Source organism: Pseudomonas sp. ok266, from assembly GCF_900110195.1.
In the GTDB taxonomy this organism is placed as follows: Bacteria; Pseudomonadota; Gammaproteobacteria; order Pseudomonadales; family Pseudomonadaceae; genus Aquipseudomonas; species Aquipseudomonas neuropathica.
On record NZ_FOCU01000012.1, the window covers coordinates 180,239 to 200,200 of the forward strand.

General features: G+C 60.8%; 17 protein-coding genes and 1 riboswitch. Of the genes, 3 read left to right on the forward strand and 14 right to left on the reverse strand.

From position 1 onward, the window contains the following. The first annotated feature begins 45 nt into the window (after positions 1 to 45). A complete protein-coding gene (locus tag BMY54_RS22485; RefSeq protein ID WP_093437705.1) occupies positions 46 to 1,662 on the forward strand; it encodes an ATP-binding response regulator in 1,617 nt (538 codons plus the stop codon). Positions 1,663 to 1,764: 102 nt separating this feature from the next. Here BMY54_RS22485 and yecR read toward each other — a convergent pair whose 3' ends face one another. The 3 genes from yecR to BMY54_RS22500 all read right to left on the reverse strand — a co-directional run bounded on the left by yecR (position 1,765) and on the right by BMY54_RS22500 (position 5,130). Beyond that, entirely contained in the window at positions 1,765 to 2,073 is a 309-nt protein-coding gene (gene yecR / locus BMY54_RS22490; RefSeq protein ID WP_007918065.1) for a YecR family lipoprotein, read from the reverse strand. A 511-nt stretch (positions 2,074 to 2,584) separates the two neighbouring features. Further along, positions 2,585 to 3,757: a cystathionine gamma-synthase gene (locus BMY54_RS22495; RefSeq protein ID WP_093437708.1), complete on the reverse strand. Its 1,173-nt coding sequence runs from the start codon at positions 3,755 to 3,757 to the stop codon at positions 2,585 to 2,587. Next, a complete protein-coding gene (locus tag BMY54_RS22500) occupies positions 3,754 to 5,130 on the reverse strand; it encodes a pyridoxal-phosphate dependent enzyme (protein WP_093437711.1) in 1,377 nt (458 codons plus the stop codon). Before BMY54_RS22500 ends, BMY54_RS22495 begins: the two co-directional genes overlap by 4 nt. A 424-nt stretch (positions 5,131 to 5,554) precedes the next feature. On the opposite strand from BMY54_RS22500, the gene metE reads away from it, so the two are divergent. Further along, on the forward strand, positions 5,555 to 7,843 hold the full coding sequence (metE, locus tag BMY54_RS22505) for a 5-methyltetrahydropteroyltriglutamate--homocysteine S-methyltransferase (RefSeq protein ID WP_093437714.1): 2,289 nt from the start codon (positions 5,555 to 5,557) through the stop codon (positions 7,841 to 7,843). A 207-nt stretch (positions 7,844 to 8,050) separates the two neighbouring features. Further along, positions 8,051 to 8,557, forward strand: a complete 507-nt coding sequence (locus tag BMY54_RS22510; RefSeq protein ID WP_093437717.1) for a GNAT family N-acetyltransferase — start codon at positions 8,051 to 8,053, stop codon at positions 8,555 to 8,557. Here BMY54_RS22510 and BMY54_RS22515 read toward each other — a convergent pair. From BMY54_RS22515 to phnD, 11 genes are all read right to left on the reverse strand, one after another. Beyond that, entirely contained in the window at positions 8,541 to 9,305 is a 765-nt protein-coding gene (locus BMY54_RS22515) for an ABC transporter ATP-binding protein (protein WP_093437719.1), read from the reverse strand. The genes BMY54_RS22510 and BMY54_RS22515 overlap by 17 nt on opposite strands. After that, entirely contained in the window at positions 9,302 to 10,306 is a 1,005-nt protein-coding gene (locus BMY54_RS22520; RefSeq protein ID WP_175559651.1) for a FecCD family ABC transporter permease, read from the reverse strand. The genes BMY54_RS22515 and BMY54_RS22520 overlap by 4 nt, the downstream gene beginning before the upstream one ends. 8 nt (positions 10,307 to 10,314) lie before the next feature. Then, complete coding sequence (locus BMY54_RS22525) at positions 10,315 to 11,328, reverse strand: ABC transporter substrate-binding protein (RefSeq protein ID WP_093437725.1); 1,014 nt, start codon at positions 11,326 to 11,328, stop codon at positions 10,315 to 10,317. A 143-nt stretch (positions 11,329 to 11,471) separates the two neighbouring features. Then, a riboswitch (cobalamin riboswitch) is annotated at positions 11,472 to 11,666 on the reverse strand. Positions 11,667 to 11,708: 42 nt separating this feature from the next. Then, positions 11,709 to 12,644, reverse strand: coding sequence for a Ppx/GppA family phosphatase (locus BMY54_RS22530; protein ID WP_093437728.1), 936 nt, complete (start codon positions 12,642 to 12,644; stop codon positions 11,709 to 11,711). 347 nt (positions 12,645 to 12,991) lie between these two features. Next, positions 12,992 to 13,819, reverse strand: a complete 828-nt coding sequence (gene phnX, locus BMY54_RS22535) for a phosphonoacetaldehyde hydrolase (protein WP_093437730.1) — start codon at positions 13,817 to 13,819, stop codon at positions 12,992 to 12,994. Positions 13,820 to 13,893: 74 nt separating this feature from the next. Further along, positions 13,894 to 14,763, reverse strand: coding sequence for a LysR substrate-binding domain-containing protein (locus BMY54_RS22540; protein ID WP_093437733.1), 870 nt, complete (start codon positions 14,761 to 14,763; stop codon positions 13,894 to 13,896). A gap of 10 nt (positions 14,764 to 14,773) precedes the next feature. Beyond that, a complete protein-coding gene (locus BMY54_RS22545) occupies positions 14,774 to 16,069 on the reverse strand; it encodes an MFS transporter (protein ID WP_093437737.1) in 1,296 nt (431 codons plus the stop codon). A 130-nt stretch (positions 16,070 to 16,199) separates the two neighbouring features. Next, a complete protein-coding gene (psrA, locus tag BMY54_RS22550; protein ID WP_093437740.1) occupies positions 16,200 to 17,291 on the reverse strand; it encodes an iron-containing alcohol dehydrogenase PsrA in 1,092 nt (363 codons plus the stop codon). A 110-nt stretch (positions 17,292 to 17,401) separates the two neighbouring features. After that, the gene (gene phnE, locus BMY54_RS22555; protein WP_093437743.1) at positions 17,402 to 18,220 is read right to left on the reverse strand and encodes a phosphonate ABC transporter, permease protein PhnE; all 819 of its coding nucleotides are present in this window, start codon (positions 18,218 to 18,220) and stop codon (positions 17,402 to 17,404) included. Positions 18,221 to 18,222: 2 nt separating this feature from the next. Further along, on the reverse strand, positions 18,223 to 19,014 hold the full coding sequence (gene phnC, locus BMY54_RS22560; protein ID WP_093437746.1) for a phosphonate ABC transporter ATP-binding protein: 792 nt from the start codon (positions 19,012 to 19,014) through the stop codon (positions 18,223 to 18,225). Continuing rightward, entirely contained in the window at positions 19,011 to 19,877 is an 867-nt protein-coding gene (gene phnD / locus BMY54_RS22565) for a phosphonate ABC transporter substrate-binding protein (protein WP_093437749.1), read from the reverse strand. The genes phnC and phnD overlap by 4 nt, the downstream gene beginning before the upstream one ends. Between the last annotated feature and the right edge of the window lie 85 nt (positions 19,878 to 19,962).

Sequence of the window (19,962 nt, forward strand, 5' to 3'; positions counted from 1 at the left end):
TAGGCTGCTTCTGAATCTGACGAATACCGCACAAGGACGTTTCCCATGAAGTTCGAGAAAAACACCGAACTGGACCAGGCCAATCTGCGCATTATCATCGCCGCGATTGCCGTGGTTTACATGCTCGTCCTCGGTTTTTTGCCGGGACAGCGCTTCGATACGTATTTGCCCGTGATCACTTACATTGGCCTGTTTTTGCTGGCCTCGATCGGTTTGCGTCAGGCGATTGCACGCTGGCCGGGGCATTACCCGGCGCGGCGGATTTTTTCCATGGTCCACGATTACACCGGCACCTGTTTCGGTCTGGTGGTCGGTGGCGAGGCGGCGTTGCCGCTGTATACGGTGATCATTTGGGTCAACCTTGGCAACGGCATGCGCTACGGCTCGCGCTATCTAGCGATTGCCACCGGGCTGGCGTTGCTCGCGCTGCTGTGTGTGTATCGCCTGTCGCCGGTGTGGCAAGCGCAACCTTTCATGGTGTTGATGCTGATGCTCACCAGCACGGTGATTCCGTTCTATGCGCACTTGTTGCTGGAACGCACGCGCAAGGCCTCCGAAGAAGCGGTGGCGGCGAATCTGGAAAAGTCGCGGTTTCTCGCCCAGGCCAGTCATGATTTGCGTCAGCCGATTCATTCCATCGGCCTGTTTACCGCTTGCCTGCGGGAATCACGGTTGGGCGATGAGGAGCGGCGTCTAGTCGATAACATCGACCGATCGCTGCTCAATGTTTCGCAACTGTTCCGCTCGATTCTCGATCTGTACACCCTCGATAACGGCCGGGTTCTGCCCAAACTGCAAACCGTTAATTTAGGTGAGTGGCTCGCCGATCTGATTCGCCAGAACGCTGAAGCAGCACGTTGGGCCGGAGTCGAGCTGCGGTTGCGCCCCTGTGAGTATTGGGTGCGCACGGATCCGGCGTTGCTGGCGACCCTGGTGCAGAACGTGCTTTCCAACTGCTTCAAATACGGAGCGCAGCGGCCGGTGCTGATCGGCGTGCGCCGGCGCGGAGCGGGGCTGGCCATCGTGATCTATGACCTTGGCAACGGCATCGCCGAAGCGCATCTGGCCAAGGTGTTCGAGGAGTTTTATCGGGTGCGGCAAGTGCGCGACAAAGACGTCGAAGGCGTCGGGCTCGGGTTGTCGATCGTCAAGCGTCTGGGCGAGTTGATCGGTGTCGGCGTTGACCTGCGTTCGCGGCTTGGGCGGGGAACGGCAGTAACCTTGTACGGCCTGTCAATCGCTGCGCCCGCGCCGTTAACGGTCAATCGCGACGAGGCGCGTCAGGTCGGTTTGCTCACCGGGTTGAAGGTATGTCTGGTGGAGGATGATCGCAACGTATTGCTCGCGACTTCGGCGCTATTGGAGCGTTGGGGCTGTGTAGTTCAAGCGGAACTGAGCGGGCAGGATTTGATGACCGACTGCGACATCATCGTTGCCGACTATGACCTCGGCACCCACGCCACTGGCATCGAGTGCATTGACGATGTCCGCAAGCGGAGAGGCTGGGCGGTTCCGGCAATGATCATCACCGGGCACGACGTCGAAAAAATCCAGGCGGCTTTGCACGACCGCCAGATCGCCATTCTGTCCAAACCGGTACGCCCGGCCGAACTGCGCGCGACCCTACGAGCCCTGCGTGACTGCGAAACCCAAACCGTGTAGGAGCTGCGGCACGCTGCGATCTTTTGCTCTTCATTTTCAGGATCAAAATCAAAAGACCGCAGCCTCGTTGCACTCGACAGCTCCTACAAAGTTAGTGCTTGTTCAGCGCTTGCACAGGTAATCCTGGGTGATGGTGGTCTGCAGGCAGTTGTACTGGCCCATGGTCCGGCAGATGTTTTTTTCGGAGCCAGTGACTTCGGCGTTTTTGTAGCCCCAGGTCTTGCAGCGTTGTGCGGCGACGGTCAGACCTTGTTCGGCGCTGGTCTGGCCGCTTTCGAATTGGCCCAGTTCATAGGAGACCTGGACGACGCCATCGTTTTTGCTGCCGCCAGTGGCTTCCCATTGTTTCGGCGTGGCGCAGCCAGTGAGGAACAGGGCGCTGAGGGTGAGTGTTGCGATCAGGGTTTTCATGGTGTTTCTTCCTTGGTGTTGTTCTGATTTCCAGGCACAACGATCCCGTACGCTGCGAACAGGCAACGTTGAGGAGCATCGAGGGGTGCGGGGGAATATAACGCCAGCGGACAGGGCGGTCGATTAGCACAAATGTGCTAGTGCAGTGGGGGGGGGCGACGGCCGTTAGGCGCTTCTCTTCCTGCCCGATTCGGGCAAAGCTCGAATCAGTCTAAAAACACTGACCCGCGTCGGCGAGCCTTTGCTAGGCTCAAAGATGTAGGCGAAGACGCAGACTGATGCGCAATCGGATAGCAAGGGGGCGTGGGGCGCGCTCCGAAAGGTACACGGTTAGAAAGATCTCCGCGCTGAGATCCAGCCCTTATGCCGTGTGAAGCAGCCGAGGCCGTACCTTTTCAATTTGGCCCGGTACTGTGGGAAGCCCGATAAACCTTGTAAGCCAGAGACCAGCACTGGCCGCCTGCTCGAACACCAAAGCCCGCACGAAGCGGGCTTTGTCGTTCCTGCCAGGTCAGATCGCTTGCAGCGCCTGCGCCAGATCGGCACGCAGGTCTTCGACGTCTTCGACGCCCACCGACAGACGCACCAGGCCATCGCCAATCCCCAGTTTCGCCCGGGTATCAGCCGGAATGGTCGCGTGAGTCATGATCGCCGGATGCTCGATCAGGCTTTCAACGCCGCCCAGACTTTCCGCCAGGGCGAAGATTTTCACGTTCTCGAGGAAGCGCCGCGCACCGTCCAGATCGCTGTTCAGATCAACCGAAATCATCCCGCCAAAACCACGCATCTGGCGCTTGGCCAACTCATGCTGTGGATGCGACGGCAGCCCCGGGTAGTAGACCCGTTTGACCTGCGGTTGCTGCTCCAGCCACTGCGCCAGATCCAGTGCGTTGCTGCAATGACGTTCCATGCGCAGCGCCAAAGTCTTCACCCCGCGCAGGGTGAGAAATGCATCGAACGGCCCGGCAATCGCACCGACCGCGTTCTGCAAGAAGCCCAGCTTCTCGGCCAGTTCTTGGTTCTGGCCGACCACGGCGATGCCGCCGATTACATCGGAGTGACCGTTCAGGTACTTGGTGGTCGAGTGCAGCACGATGTCGAAACCCAGCTCCAGCGGCCGCTGGATATAAGGGCTGGCAAAGGTGTTGTCGGCCACGCTGATGATCCCGCGAGCGCGGCAGATACCGGCGATAGCGGCGAGGTCCGACAGGCTCAGCAGCGGGTTGGTCGGTGACTCGACAATCACCAGGCGGGTGTCGTCCTGCAGCGCCGCTTCGAACGCCGCCAGGTCAGTCAGATCGACGTAGCTGAAACGGTGTCCGGCACTGCGCTGACGTACCTTGTCGAACAGGCGGAACGTGCCGCCGTACAAGTCATTGCCGGAGATCACGTGCGAACCGGCATCGATCAGTTCGAGCACCGTGGAAATCGTTGCCAGCCCGGAGGCGAACGCGAACGCCTGGGTGCCGCCTTCCAGGTCCGCCACGCAACGCTCCAGGGCAAAACGCGTCGGGTTGTGCGAGCGCCCGTAATCGAAACCCTTGTGCACGCCGGGGCTGTCTTGCAGATAGGTGGAGTTGGCGTAGATCGGCGGCATCAGCGCGCCGGTGGTCGGGTCCGGTTCCTGCCCGGCGTGGATCACCCGGGTCGCGAAGCCTTGGGATTTATCGTCGTGCTGACTCATGCGAGGGATCTCCGTAATTGGTTGAGCATGTCGGTGCGGGTGATCAGGCCATGGAAGCCCGATGCATCGGCAATGATCGCGACGAGGCCACGGCTGAGCACCGCTTCCAGCTCAGCAAGGCTGGCGCCAGGGGCGAGGGTCTGCAGTTTGTCGGTCATCACGCTGGACACCGATTGGCTGAAGCGGGCGGCGTCTTCGTGCACCGCCAGCAGGATGTCTGATTCGTCGATCACCCCGACCAGTTGCTTGCCTTCCACCAGCACCGGCAATTGCGAGACATCGGCCAGGCGCATGCGCTGGAATGCGGTGAGCAGGGTGTCATCCGGGCCTACGCTGATCACGCGGCCGTCCTCGAAACGCCGGGCGATCAAGTCGCGCAAATCGCCGTAGCCCTTGCGCTGCAACAGGCCCTGATCGGTCATCCACTGGTCGTTGTAAACCTTCGACAGGTAGCGCGTGCCGGTGTCGCAAACGAAGCTGACCACACGTTTCGGCTCGGTCTGTTCGCGGCAGTAACGCAGCGCCGCAGCGAGCAGGGTGCCGGTCGACGAGCCGCCGAGAATGCCTTCGGCCTTGAGCAACTGACGGGCGTGAGCGAAGCTTTCTTCATCGCTGATCGAGTAGGCGTGGCGCACGCTGGAAAGGTCAGTGATCGACGGAATGAAGTCCTCGCCGATGCCTTCCACCGCCCATGAACCGGGCTTGGGCAGAGAACCGTCGCGGCTGTATTGCGCCATCACCGAACCGACCGGATCGGCGAGGACCATTTCCAGATCCGGCTGCACGCGTTTGAAGAAGCGGCTCAGGCCAGTCAGCGTACCGGCCGAACCGACACCGACGACGATCGCGTCCAGATCATGTTCAGTCTGCGCCCATATCTCCGGCGCGGTGCTGCATTCGTGGGCCAGCGGGTTGGCCGGGTTGTTGAACTGGTCGGCGAAGAATGCGCCGGGAATGTCTTTCGCCAAACGGGCGGCGACATCCTGGTAATACTCGGGATGACCCTTGCCGACGTCGGAACGGGTGATGTGCACTTCGGCGCCCATGGCCTTCAAGTGCAGGACTTTCTCGGTGGACATTTTGTCTGGCACCACCAGCACCACGCGATAACCTTTGGCGCGGCCCACCAGTGCCAGGCCCAGGCCGGTGTTGCCGGCGGTGGCCTCAACGATGGTGCCGCCGGGTTGCAGACGACCATCACGCTCGGCAGCGTCGATCATGGCCAGACCGATACGGTCCTTGATCGAACCACCGGGGTTCTGCGATTCGAGCTTGAGAAACAGTGTGCACGGGCCAGTATCGAAACGAGTGACTTGAACCAGCGGAGTGTTGCCTATCAGCCCAAGTACGGCAGGGCGTGATTCCTTTGACATTTCTTCACCTCTTAATGGTGTTGATCGCGTTCCAATCGCGGGGAAAAGACTCGCGTGCAACATAGGCTCAGACATCAGCTGTCGCAACCTTTAGTCGGCCGCAAATGCTGCCATTTCGATCTAACGATAGATTGAAATCAGAGACCTGCCGGGGCGAGTTCGAGTGCGTTTACACAGAGGCGTCATTGAGTTTCCAAAGGGCGTCTTCATGGCGACGAACAGCTTGAATTGGCGAGAAATTCCCTGGCGCAAAAAACGGTTCATCCTTCACGCGCGCTCTCGGCTCCGGAGTGTTTACAAGCGACAAGCAGCAATCTTTTGATCATGAGGGAAACTCGTGTTGATCGCGATTAAAATGAGTTTGTCTCACCAGTAACCGATGCCGACAATGGCCGCCATCAACAGGACATTGGAGTTGTTTGTTATGGCACTGGCCCATTCCCTTGGATTTCCGCGCATCGGTCGCGACCGCGAACTGAAGAAAGCGCAAGAGGCGTTCTGGAAAGGAGAACTGAACGAGGCTGGTCTGCGTGCAGTCGGTCGCGAGCTGCGCAAGACCCACTGGGACCTGCAGAAAAACGCCGGTATCGAATTGCTGCCGGTCGGCGATTTCGCTTGGTACGACCAGGTCCTGACGCACTCGCTGATGTTTGGCGTAATCCCTGAGCGCTTCCGACCGCACGATGGCAAAGCCAATCTGCAAACCCTGTTCGGCATGGCTCGTGGCGTCAGCGACAGTTGCTGCGGCGGTGCGCACGCCCAGGAAATGACCAAGTGGTTCGACACCAACTACCACTATCTGGTCCCGGAATTCAGTGCGGATCAACAGTTCCAGTTGGGCTGGGAGCAGTTGTTCGAAGAAGTCGAAGAAGCCCGTGCGCTGGGCCACAACGTCAAACCGGTGATTATCGGCCCACTGACGTATCTGTGGCTGGGCAAGGCCAAGGGCGCGGAATTCGACAAGCTGGAATTGCTCGATCGTTTGCTGCCGCTGTACGGCCAGATCTTCGCGCGCCTCGCCGCTCAAGGTGTGGAATGGGTACAGATCGACGAGCCGATTCTGGTCCTTGATCTGCCGCAGGAATGGAAGAACGCGTTCGAGCGTGCCTACAACCAGATTCAGCGTGATCCACTGAAGAAACTGCTCGCGACTTACTTTGGTGGTCTGGAAGAAAACCTTGGTCTGGCTGCCAACCTGCCTGTCGATGGTCTGCACATTGATCTGGTGCGCGCACCGGAGCAGTACCCGACCATTCTCGATCGTCTGCCGGCCTACAAAGTGTTGTCCCTGGGCGTGGTCAATGGCCGGAATGTCTGGCGCTGCGATCTGGAAAACGCCTTGGCGACATTGCGCCATGCCCATGAGCGTCTGGGTGATCGCCTGTGGGTCGCGCCGTCCTGCTCGCTGCTGCACAGCCCGGTGGATCTGGGTCGTGAAGACAAGCTCGATGCCGAACTGAAAAGCTGGCTGGCCTTTGCCGTCCAGAAGTGTGAAGAAGTGGCAATTCTGGCGCATGCCGTCAATCAGCCGGAAGCGCCGAAAGTGCTACGTGCATTGACTGAAAGTCGCTCGGTGCAGGCTGCACGTGCAGCTTCCCCGCGCATTCACAAACCTGCGGTTCAGGCGCGAGTTGCGGCGATCACGGCCAAGGACAGCCAGCGTCAGTCGCTGTTTGCCCAGCGCATCGCCAAACAGCGCGCGGGTCTTGATCTACCAATGTTCCCAACCACGACGATCGGATCGTTCCCGCAAACCGCGTCGATCCGCCTCGCTCGTCAGTCATTCAAACAGGGCAAGCTGACCGAAGCCGAGTACACCGAAGCCATGCACAGCGAGATCCGCCACGCGGTGGAAATCCAGGAACGTCTGGGCCTCGATGTGCTGGTGCACGGTGAGGCCGAGCGTAACGACATGGTCGAGTACTTCGCCGAGCAACTGGATGGCTACGTATTCACCCGGTTTGGCTGGGTGCAGAGCTACGGTTCGCGTTGCGTGAAACCGGCGGTGATCTTCGGCGACCTCAGCCGCCCGAAAGCCATGACGGTCGAATGGATTCGCTACGCCCAAGGTCTGACCGACAAGGTCATGAAAGGCATGCTGACCGGCCCGGTGACCATGCTGATGTGGTCGTTCCCGCGTGAAGATGTCAGCCGTGAAGTGCAGGCCCGGCAACTGGCGCTGGCGATCCGCGATGAAGTGGTCGATCTGGAAGCCGCCGGTATCAAGATCGTGCAGATCGACGAAGCGGCGTTCCGTGAAGGTCTGCCGTTGCGTCAGGCGCAGTGGCAGCCTTATCTGGACTGGGCGACAGAAGTGTTCCGCCTGTGCGCCTCCGGTGTGCGCGACGAAACGCAGATCCACACGCACATGTGCTACAGCGAATTCAACGATGTGATCGAGTCGATTGCAGCGATGGATGCCGACGTGATCACCATCGAAACCTCGCGTTCCGACATGGAGTTGCTGGATGCCTTCGAAGCCTTCGCCTACCCGAACGAAATCGGCCCGGGCGTCTACGACATCCACTCGCCACGCATTCCGGATGCTTCGGAAATGGCTAATCTGCTGCGCAAGGCTGCCAAGCGGATTCCGGCCGAGCGGCTGTGGGTCAACCCGGATTGCGGTTTGAAAACCCGTGGCTGGCCAGAAACCGAAGCGGCGCTGGTGCACATGGTTACCGCCGCCCGGCAACTGCGCAAAGAGTTGGCATAACGCTCGGGTTGCATGAAATACAACACTTGTGGGAGCGAGCTTGCTCGCGAAAGCGTCCTTTCAGTCAACATCAATGTTGGATGATCTGCCGCCTTCGCGAGCAAGCTCGCTCCCACAGGGTTTTGGGCAAGTCATGAAATTCTGGATGGCCTCACGGGATCTGTTATTGCTAATGTGACCAACCGCATCCTAGGTGTTTGCCGCTACGTGAATCATCAATACATCATTCAGGCCGTGTCCGACGCCGACATTCCTGAAGTTCTTGATTTTGTTCTAAACGCCCGCGCCGAGCTTTTCCCTAAGCTCAGCGCGACCGGCATACCCGACGATCTGGCGCGTTTTGCCGAGGTTTATCTGCGTGGGGCAGGGCGCTTTCTGATCGCTCGTCATGCGGGGCAGATCGTGGCCTCGATCGGCTATCTCTCCTACGACCGACGCTTCCCGAACCTTGATTATCCCGGCCGCAAGGTAGTGGAAATCGTGCGCCTGTTCGTCGTGCCTTCACAACGGCGTTCCGGGTTGGCCGCGGCGTTGTACCGATCACTCAAAGACCTGGCATTCGCCGACGGCGTCGAGGTGATCTACCTGCACACCCATCCATTTCTGCCGGGCGCCATCGAATTCTGGCAGCGCCAAGGCTTCAAGATTATCGACGTCGACGCTGACCCGGTCTGGCAAACAACCCACATGCACAACGTCATGAGTGAAATCTGAGAATCTGCGCCCCATCGAACGGGTCCGTCAGGTAATGCGCCCTGACCCCGAACGTCTCCTGTAAGCGCTGCGGCGTCAGCACCGCCAACGGTTCGCCCAACGCCACCAGCCGCCCGCGTTCCAGCACCGCCAGACGATCACACTTCAGCGCCTGATTGAGATCATGCAGAGCGATCAGCGTGGTCACCGGCAACGCCCGCACCACGTTGAGAATGGTCAGTTGATGCTGAATGTCGAGGTGATTGGCCGGCTCGTCGAGCAACAGAATCTGCGGCCGCTGCGCCAGTGCCCGGGCGATGTGCACCCGCTGCCGTTCACCGCCGGACAGGCTGCGCCACAGACGCGTGCGCAGGTGCATTGCGTCAACGTCGGTCAGCGCCTGCTGAACAATCGCGTCGTCGGCCTGCGACCACGGTTGCAGCGCCGACAACCACGGCGTACGCCCCAACGCCACTGCGTCGAACACGCGAATGCCATCGTCGGTATCAGCTTGTTGCTCAACCACCGCGAGCTGTTGCGCAATGCTCCGTCGGGCCATTTTGCCCAGGCGTTGACCTTCAAGCAGCACCTGGCCAGCGCTCGGTTCACGCAGCCCGGCCAGCAACTTCAACAGAGTGGATTTGCCCGCGCCATTCGGCCCGACAATGCCCAGGGTTTCGCCACGCTGAACCTCAAGGCTGACACCGTTGAGCAACTCGGCGCCGCGCACCCTGAAGCTCAGGCCGGAACAACTCAAGACACTGTTCATCGTGCCGACCTGCGGCCGACCAGAATCAAGGCAAACACCGGCGCGCCGACCAGTGCGGTAATCACCCCGACCGGAATCACCTGGCCCTTGATCAGTGTGCGCGACAGCACATCGGCGGCTATCAGAAACACCGCGCCACCCAACGCACTGGCCGGCAGCAACCGCGCATGACCGGTGCCCAGCAACAGACGCGCGGCATGAGGAATGACCAGACCGACAAAACCGATCGAGCCGACAATCGACACCATCACTGCCGTCACCAGCGCTGCACAACCGATCAGCAGAATCTGCACACGCCGCACCGGAATGCCGAGCGACGCCGCCGAATCCGCACCAAAGGTAAACGCATCCAGCGCCCGCCGATGCCACAGGCACACAACCAACCCCAACACGGCCACTGGCACCGCCAGCCACACCGATGGCCAGCGCACGCCGCCAAGATTGCCCAGCAACCAGAACATGATCCCGCGCGCCTGCTCGGAGCTGGCCGAGCGGGTGATCAGAAACGCCGTCAGCGCATTGAACAGCTGCGAACCGGCGATCCCCGCGAGAATGATCTGCCCGGTACCGCTGGCCGAGCCGCTGACCCGCGCCAGCACAATCACCAGCACAAACGCCGTGACCGCGCCGGCGAAGGCACCGACTGACAGTGAGATGATCCCGGCACCTACGCCAAGCAGCGCGACCATCACGGCCCCGGTCGAGGCGCCGGCAGAAATGCCCAGCAGATAGGGATCGGCCAACGGATTGCGCAGCAGCGACTGTAAAATCACTCCGCAGGTCGCTAACCCTGCACCGCATGCGGCCGCGACCAATGCCCGGGTCAGGCGGTAGTTCCAGACGATGCCTTCATCGATCGGGTCGAGGACATGCCCGGCGCCCCACAATTTGTTCGCCAGCACTTGCAACACCACGTCCGGTGCAATCGAGGTTTCACCGATGGCCACGCCGGCGACCACTGCAATCAACAGGGTCGCCAGGGCCAGGAGCGTGCGGATCAGGCTGGCACTCATTGCGACAGGTCATAGCCGTTGATGGCCGTGGCCAATTGCTCAATGCCCTCGAACATGCGCAGGCTCGCCTGCAGGGCCATGGCGTAGACAATGATGATGCGGTTGTGTTTCACCGCGTCCATGTTGCGCGTCACCGGATCACTGCGCAGGAAGGCGAGTTTCTTTTCATAGTCGTCGGCGGGGAAACGTCGACGATCCATGCGCGCGATGACCAGGAAGGTCGGATTGGCCTTGGCGATGGTTTCCCAACCGACGGTTGGCCACTCCTCATCGGACGCCACCACGTTGCGCACGCCGAGGGTGCTGAGCATGAAATCGGGAACGCCTTTGTGCCCGGCCACGAACGGCTCGATGTCCATTTGTGCGCTGGAGAACCACACCAGCGCGCTGGCGTCTTTGAGCTGTTTGCCTTGGGCGGTGGCAATCGATTTGGCGAGACTGGCCTTGAGTTGATCATTGAGCTGCTGGCCACGCTCTTGAACATCGAAGATCTGCGCCAGTTGGCTCACGCTCTTGTAAATGGAGTCAATGCGAAACGGCGCCAGTCGCGTGCCATCGGCGCCGACGAGGTTGTCCTTGGCTTCGCAATCGGAAGGCAGCAGGTACGTTGGAATCTTCAGTTCATGAAACTGCTCGCGCGTGCCCACCGCGCCTTGCGGGCCGACCATCCATTCCAGTTCCACGGCGACCAGTTCCGGACGCTTGCCGATTACCGACTCGAAACTCGGCTCGTTGTCAGCCAGACGCTCGATCTTGTCATCCTGCGCTTTGTATTTGGCCAGCACATTGTTGAACCACAGTGAGGTGCCGACGACTTTGTCGCCCAGGCCCATGGCGTAGAGCATCTCCGTGCCGGCCTGGCCGATGGTCACGGTGCGCGTCGGTGCGTGCTGGAAGGTCAGGGTGCTGCCGCAGTTCTCGATCGTCAGTGGATAGACAGTCGGTGCCGCCTGCGCCAGGGCGCCAAGGCTCAGGCCGGTAATGAGGGTGGCAACGCGGGGCAGCAGCATGGGGCAGTCTCCAGGGGAACCGTACGGGGAGCGGGAGAGTACGGTCTGGAAACACACCATCGAACGCGGTCAGGAAAACAGCGCAAGGCCGGGCAGCCAACGAAGACGCGCACGGCACGATGTCCTTCCCGGACACCCCGCCGGTTAGTAATCACTGTGCCGGCAGGTCTCCTGACTGATGCGTCATCGCCTGGCTCCGGCCTTCCCGGGATTCACCCAGTGGCAGTCGTGGAGCAGGCTCGGCACCTACAGTTGCGGGGGCAGTTCCGGTCAATGCTGTGCAAGCACCCCGGATTCCCTATTAGTCCCGTTCGGGAACCAGCGGCGGCATGTTAGTCGATCAAGCCGCTGAAGGGGAGACGAATCTGTTGCGGCGAGGATTAGTGCTGGCTCATCAAACCGTGCAACACGCCCAGACGCAGGCCCGGTTCGGAGGGCAGCATTTGTGCGATACCGAACACTTTGAATGCCGCCAGCATTAACACCAGACCGCCGGGCAGAATGCTCTGGCGGTGTGGTTGCAGGCCTGCGAGCTTGAGCTGTTGCACGTTGTTTACCTTCAACAACAGCAGCGACAGGCGCAGCAGGCCGCCGTAGGTGATGCCGTCCTGGCCGAAGTCGTTGAGGCGATTGGTCTTGAGTACTTTGGCGAGCATGCGCGCGGTGCCGGAAGAGCCGATGGTTTGCTGCCAGCCCTGAGCACGGTAGCGCCGGGCAACTTTTTCAAACTGCAGGATGGCGAAGCGTTCGGCCTCCTGTAGCGCGCCGGCGGACACATCGCCGCCGCGAAAGAATCGCGTGCTCAAGGTGCCGCTGCCGATGGCGATGCTTTCGGTTAACAAGGGTTGTGAGCCCTGGCCGAGGATCAGCTCGGTGGAGCCGCCGCCGATGTCGACCACCAGGCGCAGGTCGTCGGCGCTGGGCAAGGCGTGAGTTACGCCGGCGTAGACCAGCCGCGCCTCTTCATGGCCGCAAATGACGTCGATGGGAAAGCCCAGATGCCGCTCGGCACTGGCCAGAAACAGCTGCGCGTTGTCCGCTTCACGCACCGCGCTGGTGGCCACCGCACGAACACGGCCGGCCTCGAAACCACGCAGCTTCTTGCCGAACCGCGCCAACGCCTGCCAGCCGCGATCCAGTGCCAGTGCATCCAGCGCACCGCCGTCAAAGCCTTCGGCAAGGCGCACCGGTTCGCGCAGGGTTTTCACTTCCTGAATCTGCAAGCCTTTGCGGCTGCGCACCGACTGGCCGATCATCAGGCGAAAGGCGTTCGAACCCAGGTCGATGGCGGCAAACAGCGAGGCGTCGTCTTTCATGGGAATCCTTGCAGAGCATCCGTCGCGAGGCTCAAGACGGTTTGCGAGGATTCTGCCGTGATCTTGATGACATCCTGATGACGGGGGCGGGGCGATTGAATGAATTTGCGACTGTCACGACACTGTCATTATCCGGCGTCTATGCTGAGGTCAATACATCGCGTGTTCTTAAAGTTTTTGCTGCCAGTTTTGGCAGCTTTTTTTTGCCCGCGATTTGGCTGTTGATCGTTCCCACGCTCCGCGTGGGAACGCCTCTAGGGACGCTCCGCGTCCAGTGACGCGGAGCGTCACGGGCTGCATTCCCACGCAGAGCGTGGGAACGATCAGCGCGGGGTGCGGACGATCAATCAGCAGGACTGCGGAGTTTCGCCCCGGGCCAGGCGCGCATTGATGTCTTCGATCACTTCGGGCAGTTCGGCGATGGTGTCGATCAGGTAGTGCGGGCGCGAAGGGGCGAACATCTTGCCGATCCGCGCGCGTTCTTCCGCCAGTCGATCCGACGGCAACGCCTTGTATTGCTCATAGGTCAGGCCCAGTGCGTTGCCGGAACAGGTCAACGCCACCGTCCACATACCGGCGGCGCGGCCTTCGAGAATTCCCGGCCAGGTGTCGTCGACCTTGACGCAGGCGGCCACGTCATCGATGCCCAGGGCAATCACGTTGGCCAACGCCTGCGCCGGATACGGCCGGCCATTGGGCACTTCATCGGTGGCAACGACATGATCGGCGACATAGCCATTTTCCCGCGCCAGTTCGACAACCTTGGCCATTACCACCGCCGGGTAGCCCGAGCACGAACCGATTTTCAAACCCTTGTCGCGCAATGCTGCAATGGCTTCGAGCGCGCCCGGAATCAGCGCCGAATGCAGGGCGATTTTCTCGATCTGCAGCGGCATGAAACGTTCGTAGATTGCCGTTACATCGTCGTCACTCGGCAAGCGATCAAACGCCGCGCGGTAACGCTCGGCAATCTGCGGCAGGTTGCACAGGGTGCGGATGTGATCCCACTTGCCCATGCCCATAGGCCCGCGCGCTTCTTCAAGCGATACCGCGACGCCGAACTCGGCAAAGGCTTCGACGAAGATTTGCGTTGGCGCAAACGAGCCGAAATCGACAACGGTGCCGGCCCAGTCAAGGATCGCGGCTTGCAGGTAAGTCGGTTGCTGATATTGCATGGTCAATCTCCGTTTTCGGGTAAGCGTGGGCCGTCCCTCGGCAATGAGGTAGGCGGTTCAAGGGTCAGTGCTGATCAGGTCAGCGGTGGGTTCGCATCAAACAGTTCGGCAATCACTGGCCGGTTCCGGCGGATGCCGAGGCAGCACAGGTGGTATTCGATGAAAAACGGGTGATCGACAAAGGTGATTGGTGTGGTGCCCGGGGTTTCGGCGTACTCGACCGCCGAGACAAACCCGATACCGATGCCTTTGACGATCGCGTGCACGATGGCTTCGCGGCTGTTGAGTTGCATGACGCAGTTGAGTGCGATGTCGAGGCGCTTGCAGCTTTCTTCCACCAGTTGCCGGGTGCGCGCACTGGATTCGCGCATCACCCATTTCTCGCGGCTGATTTCACTGATGTGAACCTGCGCCTGGCGGGCCCACGGATGGTCATCACGCACCACGGCGATGATCGGATAGCGGTGATACAACCGCGTGTGGAAGCGCTCATCGAATTCCGACAAGGCCAGAATCGCCACGTCGATATCAAAGTTGAACAACCGCGCCAGGGTGTCCTTTTCCGAGGAAAACGAGGTTTCCAGTTCGATATCCGGATGGCGCTGCATCAGCTCATAGGTCAGGTTCATGGCAATCGGCGGTGACACCGCGCCGAGGCGCAGCATTCCGGTCTTGCGCTGCTTGAAGCTCTGCAACAGTTGCACGGCTTCATCCTCCTGACCGAACAGGCCCTGAGTGATCGCATAGAGCTTGTGCCCGGCGGCGCTCATTTCGATGTAGCGGCCACGGCGATGGAACAGCTCGACCGAGAAGGTGTTTTCCAGCGCATTGACCTGTTCGCTGACGGTCGGCTGACCGACGCTCAGGTACTCCGCCGCAAGGGTAAAACTGCCGGTCTTGGCCACCGCATGAAACGAACGCAACCACTTGTGATACTGGTACATGCAAGCCCCGTCAGCGTCGAATGAACAATGCCACTGCCGCGCTGCACAGGCAGGCGCTGGTGACCACTATGAAGATGAGAGACGTGTTTGCCGTGGTGTCAAGCAAACGACCTATCATCGGCTCGGCCAGGCCGGCGAACAGGTATGAGGAAAAGTTCATGATTCCGGTCGCGGTACCGGCGCGTTTGGCCCCGACCAGATCCGGGCACAGCGCCCAGAAACTCGAGGCCGGGCCGTAGACGAAGAAGCCGCACAGGAACAGGGCGATCAGGCCGATGACGCTGTGTGGTGGCAGGCTCCACATCCACAGGCTGGTCGCCGCGCCCAGCACCATATAGAGCATGATCGCCAGATACCGCTTGGAGCCGAACAACTTGTCCGACACCCAGCCATTGCTCAACGCGCCAACCGCCATGCCGACGGGGAGGGCGACGGTGATCCATTTCGGGTCGACCATGCTGTCGCCGCTTTTCCAGTTGGCGCCGAGAAAGTGCACCGGCACCCAGACGATCAAGCCGTAGCGCGCCGCGTTCTGAAAGCCCAGGGACAGCGCAGCGATCAGCAGGCGGGGATTCTTCAGCACCGCTTTATAGCGTTGTGCCGAGGACTCGACTTCGCCTTGCGCGGCTTCCTGATGTTTATCGTCAGCGTTGGCCACACCGGTATCACCCACCGGTTCGAAGCCCAGATCCTGCGGGCGTTCGCGGGCGACCAGATAGAAAATGATCCCGCCGGCGAGCATCAGCAGCACGGGCAAACGGAAGATCCAGCGCCATTCCAGTTGCAGCACTTCGAGCACGACGATAGAGGTGACGTACGACAGAATCGACGCGCAACCGGCGGCGAAGGTGTAAAAACCATAGACCTTGCCGCGCTCACCTGCTGCCCACCAATTGGCAATCAGTCGACCACCCGGCGCCCAGCCCAAGGCCTGAAAGTAACCGTTGACGCCCCACGGCAGAATCAGGCTGGTGAACCCACCGGCAAAACTGGTCACCCAGTTGGCACCGCAGGACAGCACCGCACCCAGCGTCATGATCCGTCGGCCACCGAATTTATCGGCGAGGTTGCCGTTGATCGCCTGCCCAATCGCGTAGGCCCAGAGCATCGCTGCAGAGGCCCAGCCGAGGGTTTCCTTGCTCAGGCCGAACTCGGCCTGAATCCCCGGAATGGCAAAACCGAAGGTCTGCCGACCGGTGTAGAAAAACAGGTAACAGAACATCGCTGCCAGCAGCATGCGCCACTGGGCGACCCGGAACGAGGCAGAACGTACGGCGAGACCAGGCATTGTTTCGGCACGATTCATGATCTTTTCCTTATTGTTGTCGGTTCCCGCCGGGTGTCGTCGGCGGGGTGCACTCTTTTTTGGTGCGACAGGAAATCACCGCGGCTGCATGCCGCTGGTGGTGCTTGGGTGACTCGGGTGTTATCAGGCGTCAGGCGGCTTGTGAACCGATGAAGTTCTTGCCGCGCGCACCTTGCATTGCGAGCTGGATGATGGCTTCGGCGTCCTTGGCCGAGACGCCGTAATCGGCAAACTCGGTCTTCACCCCGAGGCTGTGCAGGAACTCGCGCAGTTGCTGTTGGGCTTTGCTCAGGTCCGCGCCGAATACCCGTTGCAAGGTACGGTCGCGAGTAGCGTCGTGGCCCCAGGCCAAACCCAAAACCAGCGGCAAGGTGAAGGAGCAGGCGATGCCGTGGGGCAAACCGTGGCGCAAGGTCATCTCATAGGAAATCGAGTGCGCCAGCGCGGTTTTGGTGTTGGAAAACGCCAGCCCGGCCTTGAGTGCGGCCAGTGCCATGCGCGTGCGCAACTCTTGGCTCGACAGATCTTTGTGCAAACGCGGCAGGCATTCGAGAATGTCTTCAATTGCGGAAATGGCAAAGGTGTCTGAGACCGGGTTGGCGTTGACGTTCCAGATCGCCTCCAGCGCGTGCGACAGGGCGTCGAGCCCGGTGGAAACGGTCACGCCGGCCGGCACGGTGAGCATCAGTTGCGGGTCGATGATCGCCACCCGTGGCCAGGTGCAATCCAGGTGCAGCGAGTATTTCTTCTGGCTGGCGCTGTCCCAGATCGTCGCCCACGGCGTGACTTCGCTGCCGGTGCCGGCGGTGGTTGGTGCGGCGATCAGTTGTTTGCAACGGGCCGGGGTGAACGGTTTGCCTGTCGCCAGCAGGCTCAGCAGTTCATCGAAACGGCCGGATTCGGTGCCGACGATCAACGCCTTGGCGGTATCGATGGCGCTGCCGCCGCCCACGGCGAGGACCACGTCACAATCAGCGGCGTGTTGCCAGAAGTGCTCGTAAGTGCTGCGCAGATGGGCGACGTCGGGGTTGGGCTGGACGTCTTCGAAAACGTAGATCAGGCGTTCGCCGAGCAAGCTTTGCAAACGGTCCACCAAGCCCAGCCCTCGGGCTTCAGGGAAGGTTACGAGGGCGACGCGCTGCTGCTCGGTGATGGCGGCAAGGTCTTGCAGGCTGCCCCAGCCGAAACGGGTATCGACGGGGTTCTGGAAGCGGGCAGTCATGGTCAATCCTTCTTGTTGTTGTCGTGTGGCCACATAGTCGAGGGCGACCGACAACGGCACAAATCGATAAATCGCAGGTTTGAATCGGCTGAGCCGATAGCAGCTTTACGCTAGTGCGCCGAACCGCTCTGGATCGCCGCGCGCAGGCGGCTGGAGATGGCGTCGGCGACTATCACCATGAAGGTGATGACGATGATGCAGGTCGCGGTTTCCTGATATTTGAACAGCTTGAGACTGCTCACCAGCTCGAACCCCAAACCGCCGGCACCGACCATGCCCAGCACCGTGGCCGAGCGCAGGTTGACCTCGAAGCGGTACAGGATCACGGCAATCCACGCGGTGATGACCTGTGGCAGCACACCAAACACGATCACCTGTAGCGGCCGAGCTCCGGTCGCTTGCAGCGCTTCAATCGGGCCTTGGTCGATCTCTTCGATGCTCTCGGCGAAGAATTTGCCGAGCATGCCCAGGCCATGCAGAGCCAGCGCCAATACGCCGGGGAACGGGCCGAGGCCAACCGCCGAGACGAAGATCAGCGCGAGGATCAGTTCGTTGATGCTGCGGGTGAAATTCAGTGCCTGGCGGGTGGCGTGAAACAGCCAGCGGTTGCGGCTCAAATTGCGCGCGGCGAGAAACGACATTGGAATCGCCAGTAAGACGCCAAGCAGGGTTCCCCAAATGGCGATCTGCAAGGTTTCCACCGCAGGCGCGATCAGACGCGGCAGGATGCTCAGGTCCGGCGGAAAGGTGCGCGAGAGAAAGTCGCCGATCTGCGGCAACCCGGCGGCCAGTTCACCGAGGCTGAGCTGCGCGCCTTGTGCGCTCCAGTTCAGCGTCCACAGCACGATCAGGACGACGGCGCCGGTGGTCAGCCAACTGCGCGGGCCACGGGGCCGGTCGCCGACCCACTGGTAGTTTTGCGATTGCATGCTCAGGCCCTCGATGCAGTGCGGTAGGACAGGGTGATCGTCGGGACGTCAGCGGAGGACTCTGTTGATTGCCCCGGATAGATTCGCGCCAGATCGGCTTCAGTCATGCTCGACGCTTTGCCATCGAACACCAGACTGCCGTGCGCGAGGCCGACCACGCGGTCGCCGAACTCACGGGCGTATTCGACCTGATGCAGATTGCACAGCACGGTGATGCCCAGTTCGCGGGTGGCATCGCGCAAGTACTGCAACACCAGGCGCGCGGTCTTCGGGTCAAGGCTGGCAATCGGTTCATCGGCCAGAATCACCTGCGGTCGTTGCGCCAAGGCGCGGGCGATGCCGACGCGCTGTTTTTGTCCGCCAGACAACGAATCGGTGCGCTCGCCAGCCTTGTGCGCCAGTTCGACGCGCTCCAGGCATTGCATCGCCAGCGCCACATCGTCACGGCGGAACAGCTGCAGAATCGAGGCAAGGGTGCCGACGGAACCGAGGCGACCGGTCAGCACATTCTTCAAAACGCTTAAGCGAGGCACGACGTTGTGGTGCTGAAAAATCATCGCCACTTCACGGCGCAGAACGCTGGTGTCAGGGCAGGCGAGGGCGTCGATGCCGGCCACGTTCAGCGTGCCGCTGTCGGCCTGCGCCAAGCGATTGATACAACGCAGCAAGGTCGATTTGCCAGCGCCGGACTGACCGAGCACCACGACGAATTCGCCCGCAGCGACTTCAAGGTCGATGCCGCGCAACACCGGGTTGCTGCCGTAGTGTTTGGTCAGTTGGCGGATGCTGATCATTTCATGCTCCGCAAATCGAGATCGAGCACCTTGGCGGTTTCGCGCACCACGTCATACGACGCGTCGGTGGTCGGCTGGAAACCATTGAGCACGCCCTGATCACCCCACGGCACGTCCTTGATTGAAGCCAGCGCGTCGGCGATTTTCTTCTTCAGTTGCGGATCGAGCGCCTTGCGCCAGACCATCGGCGACTCAGGAATCGGCTTGGAACTCCAGACGATTTCAAAGTCATCCTGCTTCACCACGCCCTTGGCCACGGCGCTGGCGAAGATGCGGTCGGCGACAGCGGCGGCGTCGACCTTTTTGTTCTCGACCGCAAGGATGCTGGCGTCGTGGGAGCCGGAGAAAATCACCCGTTTGAACAGACTGTCCGGGGCAAAACCGGCCTGCTCAAGGCCAGCCTTGGGAAACAGATGCCCGGACGCTGAACTCGGGTCGACGAATGCAAACGTATGGCCCTTGAGGTCGGCCAGCGAATGAATGCCGCTGTCCTTGCGCGCCAGAATCACGCTTTTGTACGCGCTCTGGCCGGTCTTCTTGGTCACCGCCACCGAGAACGCCTCGACATCCGCCACCGAGGTCGCCAGCACGTAGGAGAACGGCCCGAGGTAGGCGACATCGAGCTTGCCCGAACGCAGCGCTTCGATGATGCCGTTGTAGTCGGTAGCCACGAACGGCACCACCGGCATGCCGATTTTGGCTTGCAGATCGTCGAGCACCTGTTTGCTCGATTCGATCATCGCCTGGGAATCTTCCGAGGGGATCAAACCAATGGTCAGTTTGTCCTTGGCCCAGACCTGGCTGGCGCCGAGGGCAATGACGGTGAGGCTGGCGACACGCAGAAACTGTTTGATTGTTTTCATGGCATTCCACGGTGTGGTTGGGAGTTGCCACAGGCTAGGTCTGTCACGTGACAGTCATTCAATCAATTCAATATGCGAAACGACA